The organism is Cellulophaga sp. L1A9, from assembly GCF_009797025.1.
Lineage (GTDB): Bacteria > Bacteroidota > Bacteroidia > Flavobacteriales > Flavobacteriaceae > Cellulophaga.
Genome location: NZ_CP047027.1, coordinates 3220821 through 3232821 on the forward strand (window position 1 = coordinate 3220821; position 12001 = coordinate 3232821).

The following is a 12001-nucleotide window of genomic DNA, read 5'->3' on the forward strand; positions in this document are numbered from 1 at the left end:
TTTATATAGGGCGATAAAAGGTTATTTTTTTCCTTCGTACTTGCCCATGTAACGTTTCCATAATTCTGTTTGGTGCGTTTCTAAAGATAAATCACGTCCATCAATATAGGCGTGACTTAATTGATTGCTTCGCGTATCTAAGGCATCTCCTTCCGAGATAAAAAGAGTAGCGCTTTTACCTACTTCTAAAGTTCCATAATCAGCATCAATACCTAATATTTTAGCATTGTTTCCCGTGATTAATTGCAAAGCAGCTTCCTTATCTAAACCTTGCCCTACGGTTTGTCCTGCATAGAAAGGTAAGTTTCTCGTTTGAAAATTTGCAGCAGAAGCATTTTGAATTCCTACTAATACTCCAGCGTCAAATAATAACTTTGGATTCTTGTAAGGTAGATCATAATCATCATCTTCAAAATTTGGATTGTTGTGGGTAAAATTGATTAAAACAGCAATGTTGTTTTCTTTCAGGAAATTGGTAATTTTATAAGCCTGGTATCCACCAACGATTACAATTTCTTTTACCCCATTAGCTTTAGCCAATGTTACTGCATCAATAATTTCTTTCTCACCATCCGTATAGATATAAAGTTTTTGACTGCCATCAAATAATCCGTTCATTGCTTTAAAAGCTAGGTTCATTTCAGGGGCAGGAGCTTTACCGTACGCCATAGAGTTCTTAAAGAATGTAGCGATCTCATCTAGTTCTTCAGCATATTTCTCATTGGGCTTAAAACCACGTTCTTCACCCATCCACCAACGACCTTGCTTAAAGGAGTTAGGCCAGTTCATGTGAATTCCATCGTCTACTTTTACAGCAGCATCTTCCCAGTTCCATGCATCAAATTGCACGATAGATGAAGTTCCTGAAATACGGCCCCCTTGTGGAGCAATCTGTCCAAGAAGTACTCCATTTGGGCGCATGCTTTCAATTACTTTAGATTCTGCATTGTAGGCAATTAGACTTCGGATGTGAGGAATCATATCTCCTATTTCATCTTGGTCATCACTGGCACGTACGGCATCTACTTCCACCAAACCTAAAGATTTGGCAGGAGCAATAAAACCAGGGTACATATGTTTTCCTGTAGCGTTAATTACGTTTCCTTTACGGGCAATTTTCATTTTGGCATCACCTACAAATGTAATTTTACCATCCTCAAACATTAGCAGTGAATTTTCAATCACTTTTCCATTACCCAAGTGTGCGGTAGCGCCTTCAATAGTAATCGCTTCAGTTTGTGCAGGTGCAGGAGTCTGCTGTGCAAAACTGAGTGATGTGGCACATAGTAATACGAGTATATATGTTATTTTTTTCATTTCTGTATTTTTTTAATTTAAGCTTTTAAGAACAGCAGGCTATGTAGTTGTTATGTATGTATTTTCTTGAAAATAAATAACAAGCAACAAGCAGCTGTAAACCATTTTATAAACTATCACAATGAAATTCTTCTTTGTCCTTTTTTGTAGGTTTTTGAGTTGGTTTACCACCCTCTTTTTCTTGAAGCATCATGTGAATCAATTCGTTTCGTTCCGTTGCAATGGCTTCTCTTTGTAGCTTGTCTTTTTCAATATCAAAATAAACAGCACCATCAACTAACGTTTTTTCAGATTTCGCATAAACGGATAAAGGATGATCGGACCACAATACTAAATCCGCATCTTTACCTTCTTTTATACTTCCTGTTCTACCATCTAAATGTAAAAGTTTTGCCGGATTAATGGTAACCATTTTCCAAGCCTCTTCCTCAGAAACACCACCATATTTTACAATTTTACCAGCTTCTTGGTTAAGTCTACGAGACATTTCACGGTCATCACTATTAATAGCAACTGTAATACCTTGACTGTGCATAATAGCTGCATTGTAAGGTATTGCATCGTTAACCTCGTATTTGTATGCCCACCAATCGCTAAATGTAGAAGCACCAACACCATGTTCTTTCATCTTATCCGCAACTTTATAGCCTTCTAAAATATGAGTAAAGGTGTTGATTCTAAAGTTGAATTTATCGGCAACTTTCATTAGCATATTAATCTCACTTTGTACATAAGAGTGGCAGCTAATAAAACGTTCGCCATTTAAAATCTCTGCAATAACTTCCATCTCTTCATCGTAACGATACGGTTTTCCACTTTTCTTAAGTGCATCGTATTCTTTTCCTCGTTGGAAATAATTGATATATACTTGCTCAACACCCATTCTTGTTTGAGGAAAACGACTAAAACTACCCCAGTTAGATTGTTTTACATTTTCACCCAAAGCAAATTTTATGAATTTAGGACTGTTGTCATAGATCATGTTTTTTGCAGATTCTCCCCATTTTAATTTAATGATTGCAGAACGGCCACCGATTGGGTTAGCAGATCCATGAAGGAGTTGACCAGAGGTAACACCACCCGCCAAGTTGCGGTAAATGTTCATGTCTTCAATATTCACCACATCTTCCATGGTAACTTCAGCAGAGGAGTTTTGCCCTGCTTCGTTTACATCTAAAAGCGCTATATGGGTATGTTCATCTATGATTCCAGCGGTTAAATGCTTACCAGTAGCATCAATAACTTTTGCACTGCCTGCATTTAAATTAGTACCAATTTTGGTTATTTTTCCGTTTTTAATAAGAACATCAGTATTTTTTAAAACTCCTGCATCTTCACTCGTCCAAACGGTAGCGTTTTTAAATAAAAGCGTTTCTTGTTGTGGTATAGAAGTATAACCGTATCCAATGTTAGGGTAGGTTATAGGCATAATTTTAGGAGTCTTTTTCTCCTTTTCATCTTTATCTTTGTCTTCAAAGCTTTTTGTTTTATTCGCTTTAAAAGTAGTTTCTTTTCCATTTGGCAAAATGAGTCGCCCTGATAATTCATCAGTTGTAGTCACTAAACCAGTCATCCGGTATATTTTTTCACCTTTATCCGTAGAAAAAGATAAATCCAACCAGTCGTTCGCAAAACTAATTTTAGACTTTAGTTTTACAGTGTCTTGCTTGATTTCAACTTTAGGTTTGCTAGCTTCTCCACTAATTGAAATTGCAAAAGCAGTACCGTCAGTATTTAAACTATAATCACCTCTAATATCTTTTAGGTTGATGTCATTTACAATAGTCTTACTGCCTTGGACCCAGTTTTCATATAATGTGGTTCCTTTTTCAAAAATATCACCAGAGGTAATTAGGAAGTTGGCATAACTACCTGATTGTAGTGAACCTATTTTTGAGCTTTTGCCTAATATTGAAGCAGGAACAGTGGTTAACGCTTCTAAAGCTTTCGTTTTTGAAAGTCCGTAAGTAATAGCTTTCATTAGATTTTCTTTAAACTTTGCAGATGATTTAGAATCATGCATTGTAAAGGAAAAAGAAATACCATTATCGGCCATCATTTTAGGATTTAATGGCGCTTGGTTCCAGTAACGCATATCCTCTAAAGAAACATATCCTGCTTGGTAAGGGTTAGATACGTCATAAGCATCAGGAAAATTTAAAGGCAAAATATATTTGGCACCAGTTGCTTTTATGTCGGCAATACTTTCGTATTCATCACCACCCGCAACAATTGCATATTGTATTCCATTTGCATCACCAATTTTATCAGCTAATAAATCATTGCCTTTATCTTTAGCTTCAAAAATTTGGACTAAATTTTTATTGGCAATCAGCGCTTCTAAAGACCGGTCTTTAGTATCAGATTTTCCTTGAGCATACCAATTCATATCACTATACATCTGACGCAGTAGGGCAGTAGTTCCCATCAATGAAGTTGGGTACGATTGATTTTTAATTACACTACGTTCAAAAGAGAAATACTGAGCAGATTTATCATCGAGTACACGGTTAGCATCGGTACCCTCTGTATTTAACGCAATTAAAACCCCTGTGCCTCTAGCAATACCATCTTGAAGATGTGAGTTTACAACACCAAAGCCCGCTTTTAATAATTCTTTAGCTTTTTTAGAATCATATTTAAATGTGCTGATGCCGTTATTTTCGGGCATAATATGGTCATTCCAATAAAAACCTTCTCTTGAAGGTTCATATTCTGCGGTTCTACGACCTCTTGCAGGTCGTTTGGGTTTTTCAATACCAAAATCAGAGTAGATATCAATAAAAGAAGGGTAAATAGATTTTCCGCTTAAATCAATAGTCACCGTGTTTTTTGGTAGGCTTACCGTTTTACCAGCTTGCACTACTTTACCATTTTGGATTAAAAGTGTTCCGTTCTCAATGATTTGAGTTGGCGTCACATAAATTTTAGCATTGGTAAAAGCAGTGAAGTTGTTGTTTTTAGATTTAACGCCATCATTTTTGGGAAAATAATCTTGCGCAAATAGATAACTGCTGCACCATAGGAAGGTGAGCACGAGTAATCGCATTTTCATATATGTAGTTTTAGTTAATTAGTCTGTCTTAAAAATAAGTTAAATTGGTAGTATATGGAAAGTATTACTTTGATTTTAACAGATTATTGGCAAGCTTATATTGACTTATAAAAAAAACTACTTTTAAATTGAAGATAGGTATTTTAGAGCGGGTATTTTTGATGATAACTTACTAGCAAAAAAACAACTTTGCTGTAGCTCTTAATGCCATCTTCTTGCTTATTTACTTTTAGAAAGGAATTAAAAACTGCTTTAAATAGGGGTTCTGTTACGTTTTCATACTGCAACCAAAAGGTGTTTAATTCCTGATAATTTTGTAATACACCAGCGTTTACTTTAGCTATTAATCTTTTAAAAAGTGCATTATCATTCTCTTTAATATTGCTTAAACAGTAACTCAATGCATACGCATATGCCGAATATTTAAATTGTATATCGTCATTATTTAAGGTGACTAAATAGCCGATTAAATTGGTTTCATTTTCTGCGGAATACCCCAGTTGATGTCCTATTTCATGACCTGTAATAACAGGAAAACGAAATGCAGGGATCAGCCCATTTACTTGTGCTTCATTCGTGAACGGATTTAAATATCCGCCATACCCCATGTAACTTAAGGGATAGCTGAACAAAGATTCTTTTATGCTTTTTTGATGATACCCTAAAAAAGGATGAATTTTTTCTAAGCTTTTGTATCCTTCAATAGTTTTCTTAAAAATTTCTTTATTGGAATAGGGAATTTTCACCATTTTAGTGGAATCGCCCACAAGGGTCATTTGTGTTTGGTTTGTTTTTAGGATTAAAGTTTCAACAAAAGAAATGAGCTCTTTTTTTGATGTCTTTTCTTCCAACGCTAATTTCTTTGAAATAGGTTCCCGATGGTAGTTGAGGCCCCATGATATATTAAAAGTAAAATAGGCGACCGCGAGAACCACAGTTACATTTCTTAAGAAAAGTAGTTTATGAGCTCCTATGTGTTTTCGTTTTACAATAAGATACCTAAGTGCATATAGAATGAGCAAGGCATATAATACATCACCCACGGAAAAAGGAACCCATCCTAAAAGAAAACGAAAAAATTTTGAGGAATATAAATAGATGCCTGTGCTGAAATATTTTTCAATAAGCTCAGGATAGTTGCTTAGCCATTGAACCAGAAGAAACTGAAGTGGTAAGCTTAATGCAATTGCATTTTTAAATTTATTATTCATGCATCAAATTAAAAATTTCTAGTCTCAAAAATACGGTATTCTTTAAGTATCCGTATTTTTGAAGAAGATAAAAAAAATATGAGTAAAGAGATAAGACAACTAGAGCCTAAAGCTGTTTGGAATAAATTTGCAGATTTAAATGCGGTACCACGACCTTCTAAAAAAGAAGAGCGGGTTATTGAGTTTATGTTAGATTTCGGGAAAAGTTTAGGGTTTGAAACTTTTAAGGATGACGTAGGGAATGTGATTGTTAGAAAGCCAGCAACTAAGGGTTTTGAAAAGCGTAAGATGGTAACGCTTCAATCTCATTTAGATATGGTCCACCAAAAAAATAATGATACTGTTTTTGACTTTGATACGCAAGGTATAGAAATGTTTATAGCAGAGGATTGGGTAAAAGCAAAAGGGACTACCCTTGGTGCAGATAATGGTATGGGAGTAGCTACAATAATGGCACTATTAGAGAGTACAAACATTCCGCACCCCGCTTTAGAAGCATTGTTTACTATTGATGAAGAAACGGGGATGACCGGTGCTATGGGTTTAAAAGGAGGTGTGCTAAAAGGAGCTATCTTACTTAATTTAGACACGGAAGAAGATGATGAAATAGACATAGGTTGTGCAGGCGGTATTGATGTGACTGCGAAACGTAGCTATAAAGAGCGCTCTACACCAATGGGAGCTGTTTCTTTTGAGGTAAAAGTTCAAGGGCTTACTGGTGGGCATAGTGGAATGGATATCCATAAAGGTTTGGGCAATGCCAATAAATTAATGAACCGAATCTTGTATTTAGGTTCAGAAAAATATAAGCTTAGAATATCAGAAATTAATGGCGGAAGTCTCCGGAATGCTATACCAAGAGAAAGCGTTGCCATTGTTTGTTTAAAAAAATCTAATGTTCAAGATTTTAAAAAAGACTTTGAGATTTGGGCGAATGCAATTAAGGCTGAAAAATTAGGTACAGAGCCTAATATGGTGATTAGCTTATCTGAGGCTAAAAAACCAAAATCGGTTATGCGTTTTAAAACACAATCAGATCTTTTAAAAGCAATATACACTGCACATAATGGTGTATATGCTATGAGTGCCGCTATTGATGATTTAGTAGAAACCTCTAATAATGTGGCGCGCGTAAAAGTAGAAGGTGGGAATATACATATTGGTTGTTTAACACGTTCTTCTGTAGATTCTTCAAAAATGGATTTAGCATATGCTTTAAAATCTGCTTTTGAATTGGCGGACTGTAAAGTAACTTTAAGTGGAGATTATCCAGGGTGGAACCCTAATCCAGATTCTGCTATTTTAGAGGTGTTAAAAGTACAATATAAAACTGTTTTTAAAGAAGAGCCAAAGGTAGTGGCTTGTCATGCAGGTTTAGAATGTGGAATTCTAGGACAGAATTATCCAGACCTTGATATGATTAGTTACGGACCAACAATTAAAGGGGCGCATTCTCCAGATGAACGTGTTAGTATTTCATCTGTACAGAAGTTTTGGAAGTTTACTTTAGATATTCTTGAAAATATTCCGGAGTAAATAAACCATATTTGCACTTTTAAAATTAAATTTGAAACTTAAATAATTAAACCATACATAATGAAAACAAGTATTTTAATGGCTGTTTTTGCTTTAGGAACAATTAGTTTGCAAGCACAATTCGGTAAAGCTTTAAAAAAAGGGAATATTGATGCGGGGAAAAAAATGGTCGCTGCAGCATCTTTAACAGATGAAGATATGGCAAAATTGTCATTAGAATCTGTTGTTTGGATGGATGAAAATAACCCTGTAGGCGAAGCTGGTGATCCATATGCAGATCGTTTGGCAAACTTAGTAAAAGGTTTTGAAAGTGAAGACGGTTTAGATTTGAACTATAAAGTGTATTTAGTTACCGATATTAATGCATTTGCTACTCCGGATGGTAGTGTACGTGTCATGGCTGGATTAATGGATTTAATGTCGGATGATGAAATCTTAAGTGTTATTGGTCATGAAATAGGACATGTTAAATTAGGACACTCAAAAGAGCGTTATAAATCTGCATACAAAATTTCTGCAGCTAAAGATTTGGCGGTTGCCAATACAAATTCTGGTAAAGTATTAGCAGACGGTGAAATTGGTGGTTTTGTAGAAAATGTATTAAATGCACAATTTTCTCAGACGAATGAATCTGAATCTGATAAATACGGATTTGAGTTTTTAGTACGTCATGATTTAAATTACCACGCTATGGAAGGTGCTTTTCAGAAATTAGCATCCTTAAGTGATAATGGAGGTAAAGGATCTTTAACTTCTTCTCACCCAGGTTCTGCAAAACGTTCTGAAAGAGCTAAGGAATGGGCTGAAAAACAAGATGCTAAGAATTAAAGAATAGATTTATACTATAGAAAAGCTCCTTACAAACTTAATTTGTAAGGAGCTTTTTTTTATGTGTTCCTAGCTGTGGGCTAGTAGGTAGGATTTTTGGCTAACATTTCTGCACGAACTAATTTCCCTGAAACGGTAAGCTCGCTTTCTGCCCAATTTCCTGTGCCACTGGCACCAGGTGTTAAAGCTGCGGCACTCTCATCTTTATCGGCTATAGACCAATTACACCAAGAAATTTTGTTGTCGTTTAAATAACTCCACCAAGTGTTGGCAGAAGCTTCATCAATATACCCGTTACCAGAAGCTTCTGTAACACCGTATTCTGTAACAAAAATGGCTAGGTTATTATTTAAAGCAATTTGCGCAATATCTCTTAGTTCTTGTTTATGGCTCGATGCGTAGTAATGCAATGTATAGGCAACATTATCATCATCAATTTCATTACCTACCACCTCGTCTACACGTTGAGACCAAGTTCTTGTGCCACAAATTACAATATTATTAGCATCGTATTTTCTAATCTCTGCAATTACACTCTCATGATAGGGTTTTAAAACACCAGCCCAAGAAACATCTAAAGGCTCGTTATAGGTTTCATAAATAATATTGGGTTGGTCGCCATATTTTTGAGCTACTTCAGCGAAAAATGCTTTGGCTTCCGTAAGATAGTTTTCGGCATGGTGGCTATGCCAATCTACAATCACATAAATACCAGCTTCAATAGCAGCATCAATCACAGTAAATACTTTTGCCTTTTCGGTTTCAGGATTACTGATGTATCCATCTGCATCTTCAATACCCATAGAAGCTCTAATTACTGTGGCATTCCAATCTGTATGCAACCAGTTTACAGTTTCTGTGGTATAATACTGTCCCATCCATTGGCTCCAAAATAAAGACATGCCTCGGAGTTGAATAGGATTATTATTTTTATCCACAATTTTAGTTCCAGAAACACTTAATTGTCCGTAGGCTTCCACAACGTTTGTAGCGGTTTCACTGTTGGTATTATCTTCGGGTTCAGTCTCTGGTTCTGCTTCTGGCTCTACTTCCGGTTCTGGAGTAGCTGTTTCTTCTGTATCTACAGGGTCATTAATTTCTGGTTCTGCATCAGAACTACAGGAGACTAAAAAAAATAGGCTTAAAAGTACTGTTTTGAAAAGGGGAATTCTCATAATCATTATTTATATAGGTTAAGGTCTAAAGGTATAGTAAATAAAAACACCTGCATAAAGCAGGTGTTTTTATTTTCAGGTAAAAGGCTAATTTTAATTATTCGCCAATACTTACCATTTCTAAATCGAAAACTAAATCGGTGCTTGCTGGTATTGGACCACGACCAGATTCGCCATACGCTAAATGCGAAGGAATAAAAACACGTATTTTCTGACCTACTTTCATAGTCATTACAGCTTCTTTGAAACCTGCAATCATTGGTGCATCCATACTCACTAACATTGGCATTGGTTCGTAGCCACCTTGATCTCTTCTGTTAAAGTTAAACTGACCGTTTAAAGTAGATATTTCTTCCATATTACTGTCAAACAAACGGCCATCTTCAAAATATCCCGCATAATATAGATTAGCAGTCTGGCCTACCTTAGGTTTCTCGCCTGTTCCTTCTGTTAGTGTAAATATTTTTAAACCAGATGCAAGTGTCTTTGCTGTTTTTTTCTGATTTTCTAAGGCTTCAACGAAACTAGATTGTGCTAGTTTTAATTTTTCCTCACGTTCTGCTTCTATTCTTATTGCTTCTTTTTCTCTTACTTCTTCATCAGCAAAATATTGTTTCATTACGGCAACAGCATCAAATTTCTTTGCGTCTTTACCGTTTCTGATAATTTTTATTTTGTTCATGATCACCGCATCAACAGGCTTGTTATTCTGGCCTACTGCTACATTGGCAATACTATCTACTACTTCTATTCCGGTAACAACCTCACCAAAAACGGTATGTTTATTGTCTAACCAAGGCGTAGCTTTATGGGTGATAAAAAACTGACTCCCGTTTGTTTTAGGTCCTGAATTAGCCATAGATAGAATTCCTTTTTTGCTGTGGCTTAAAGAATCTGCAAATTCATCAATAAAACGATATCCAGGATTTCCCGTTCCTGTTCCTGTAGGATCGCCACCTTGAATCATAAAATCCTTCATCACACGGTGAAATGTAAGTCCGTCATAATAATTTTTTCCTTTTAAGCTATCCGTTACAAAAGGGTTTTTTCCTTCGGCAAGAGCTACAAAATTAGCAACGGTAACTGGTGTTTTGTCGTATTCTAATTTTACAATGATGTCTCCTTGTGTGGTTTGGATATCCGCAAAGATACCATCACCTAAATCTGCCGTTTTACTAGACTTACAACTGCTTACTAAAACAGTTGCTATAAGAAATAAACTAAGAATATTTTTCATTTTTTTAAGACTATTTATTTGTTTTGAATTTATCGATTTTTATAATTTCTACTGATGATTTAATCGGAGTATTCGGGTTAATCTTATTGTCGTCCCCGTGGTATCCAAACGCTAAGGAAGATGGAAAAATAAAAGTAGCTTTTTCATTTTCTCTTAACAGTGTAAATGTTTTTCGCAAGCCTTTAAACAAGCTAGGTTTATTTACTTTTATATGTTGTACTCCAATTTCTTTGGCAGAATAGATGGTGTCATTGGTAAGCGTCATGATATTGTAGGTTAAGGTAACCACATCTTCTTCTTGCGGTAGGTACGGTAAAGAATCGTTTTTAGTTTCGTAATAAAACCATGACCCCGTAGTTGTAGGTTCATACGTATGTATGGTATCTTTTTTTACCAATCCGTTTATGATTTTTTCTTCCAACGCTAAAAGATCTTTATTGCGTTCTACTGTAGATTTTATCAGTTTTGGAGAAGAGACACGAACAGGTCTACGCGCAATAGGCTCTTCGCAACTAATGAAAAGTAAAAAAAACGCACTTAAATAAAACAGGTACTTCATTACTTGGTCAATTCTTTTAAATGTTTCGGTAACAAGTTTACAAAATAGTCTGCAGTTTCTTTTAATGAAAGGTCGCTTTTTCCTCCAGCAGCATTATTATGTCCGCCTCCATGAAAATAAGCACGTGCAAATTCATTCACAGAAAAATCGCCTTCAGACCTAAATGATATTTTTATAATTCCTTCCTCTCTATTTTCAATAAAAATAACAGCAAACCTTATCCCTTCTAAGGTAAGACCATAATTTACAAACCCTTCTGTATCACCTTTTTGGTATTTATACGTATCTAATTCATCTTGACTAAGGGTAATGTATGCCGTATTAAATTCCTCAAGAATCACCATATTTTTAAGTGCACAGCCTAATAGGTGTAGTCTACTTGGGGAGTTGGTGTCATAAACAAGATTATGTATGCGGGTGTTTTCTGCACCTTTATCAATAAGCTCTGCTACTATCCTATGCGTTTTACTCGTGGTCGATGAATATTTAAACGAACCAGTATCTGTCATAATCCCTGTATACAGGCAATTTGCAATCTCTGGCGTAATTTTATCGGTATCACCTAAATAATCTATGAAATTAAAAACCATCTCACAGGTAGAACTCATCGTAACATCAGAATAAGTTACTAAAGCATAGTCAGAAGGTTCTTGGTGGTGGTCTATCATGATAAAAGTAGCAGCAGCTTCTTCTAGAAAAGAATGCATTTGACCCACGCGTCCTAAATGATTAAAATCTAAAGTAAAAATTAGGGTTGCTTCTGTAATTGCTTTTTTAGCTTGTGAATTTTCTGCTTCAAAATTTAGAATAGTAGCACTACCAGGCATCCATTTTAAAAATTTTGGCGCATCATTAGGGCTAATAACGGTAGCGTCTTGCCCATTGTTTTTTAAGTAATGCCAAAGCCCTAAGGTAGAACCAATAGCATCGCCGTCAGGGTTTTTGTGTGGTATAATTACAATTTTTTGCGGAACGCTAAGTAGCTCCTTAACTTTACTAATATCCTCTGAATTCATGGCGGCAAAGATACTATTTTATACTATAGTGGTACTGTGGAAATTGCTATTTTTGTAAGGAGACAAT

General features: G+C 35.6%; 9 protein-coding genes. 2 read left to right on the top strand and 7 right to left on the bottom strand.

What is annotated here, in order from left to right:
• Nucleotides 1-21 precede the first annotated feature (21 nt).
• The 3 genes from GQR94_RS14120 to GQR94_RS14130 all read right to left on the bottom strand — a co-directional run bounded on the left by GQR94_RS14120 (nt 22) and on the right by GQR94_RS14130 (nt 5583).
• Complete coding sequence (locus GQR94_RS14120; RefSeq protein ID WP_158976124.1) at nt 22-1317, bottom strand: amidohydrolase family protein; 1296 nt, start codon at nt 1315-1317, stop codon at nt 22-24.
• 106 nt (nt 1318-1423) lie between these two features.
• Nucleotides 1424-4372, bottom strand: a complete 2949-nt coding sequence (locus GQR94_RS14125) for an amidohydrolase family protein (protein WP_158976126.1) — start codon at nt 4370-4372, stop codon at nt 1424-1426.
• 143 nt (nt 4373-4515) lie between these two features.
• Complete coding sequence (locus GQR94_RS14130) at nt 4516-5583, bottom strand: DUF3810 domain-containing protein (protein WP_158976128.1); 1068 nt, start codon at nt 5581-5583, stop codon at nt 4516-4518.
• A 78-nt stretch (nt 5584-5661) separates the two neighbouring features.
• Between GQR94_RS14130 and GQR94_RS14135 the strand changes: the two genes are divergently transcribed.
• Both GQR94_RS14135 and GQR94_RS14140 read left to right on the top strand, forming a co-directional pair.
• Nucleotides 5662-7119, top strand: coding sequence for an aminoacyl-histidine dipeptidase (locus tag GQR94_RS14135; RefSeq protein WP_158976130.1), 1458 nt, complete (start codon nt 5662-5664; stop codon nt 7117-7119).
• A 60-nt stretch (nt 7120-7179) separates the two neighbouring features.
• The gene (locus GQR94_RS14140) at nt 7180-7947 is read left to right on the top strand and encodes a M48 family metallopeptidase (RefSeq protein ID WP_158976132.1); all 768 of its coding nucleotides are present in this window, start codon (nt 7180-7182) and stop codon (nt 7945-7947) included.
• Between the two features lie 80 nt (nt 7948-8027).
• Here GQR94_RS14140 and GQR94_RS14145 read toward each other — a convergent pair whose 3' ends face one another.
• The 4 genes from GQR94_RS14145 to GQR94_RS14160 all read right to left on the bottom strand — a co-directional run bounded on the left by GQR94_RS14145 (nt 8028) and on the right by GQR94_RS14160 (nt 11934).
• Nucleotides 8028-9122 (bottom strand): glycoside hydrolase family 5 protein, encoded by a 1095-nt coding sequence (locus GQR94_RS14145; protein ID WP_233268321.1) that lies wholly within the window; start codon nt 9120-9122, stop codon nt 8028-8030.
• A 97-nt stretch (nt 9123-9219) separates the two neighbouring features.
• Entirely contained in the window at nt 9220-10359 is a 1140-nt protein-coding gene (locus tag GQR94_RS14150; protein WP_158976136.1) for a peptidylprolyl isomerase, read from the bottom strand.
• Between the two features lie 10 nt (nt 10360-10369).
• Entirely contained in the window at nt 10370-10918 is a 549-nt protein-coding gene (gene gldI / locus GQR94_RS14155) for a gliding motility-associated peptidyl-prolyl isomerase GldI (RefSeq protein WP_158976138.1), read from the bottom strand.
• The gene (locus GQR94_RS14160) at nt 10918-11934 is read right to left on the bottom strand and encodes a bifunctional oligoribonuclease/PAP phosphatase NrnA (protein WP_158976152.1); all 1017 of its coding nucleotides are present in this window, start codon (nt 11932-11934) and stop codon (nt 10918-10920) included. Before GQR94_RS14160 ends, gldI begins: the two co-directional genes overlap by 1 nt.
• Between the last annotated feature and the right edge of the window lie 67 nt (nt 11935-12001).